At 65.8% G+C, this 222-nt stretch carries 1 pseudogene; it reads left to right on the top strand.

Features of this window, described 5'->3' with window-relative positions:
- Positions 1–222 (top strand): annotated as a pseudogene (locus BIV03_RS15795) (arabinose ABC transporter permease); the annotation flags it as partial.

Below are 222 nucleotides of genomic sequence, written 5' to 3'. Positions count from 1 at the left end.
CCGGAGTTCGGCATGTTCGTGATCATGCCCGCGATCATCGGCACCGAGCTCGGTTGGGGCCAGTCGAAGTGGCTGACGATGACCGTGATCGTCTACGCCGGCAACATCCTGTTCAACGCGTTCTTCGGCGCCCTCGGCGACCGCATCGGCTGGATCCGCACCGTGAAGTGGTTCGGCATCGGCGCCTCGGCGATCGGCCTGCTCGCCTGGTGGTACGTCCCG

Origin of the sequence: Curtobacterium sp. MCBA15_016, from assembly GCF_001865105.1 — a bacterium.
In the GTDB taxonomy this organism is placed as follows: Bacteria; Actinomycetota; Actinomycetes; order Actinomycetales; family Microbacteriaceae; genus Curtobacterium.
Note: the sequence above shows the minus strand (reverse complement) of the source record. Positions and strands in the feature narration are given on the sequence as shown.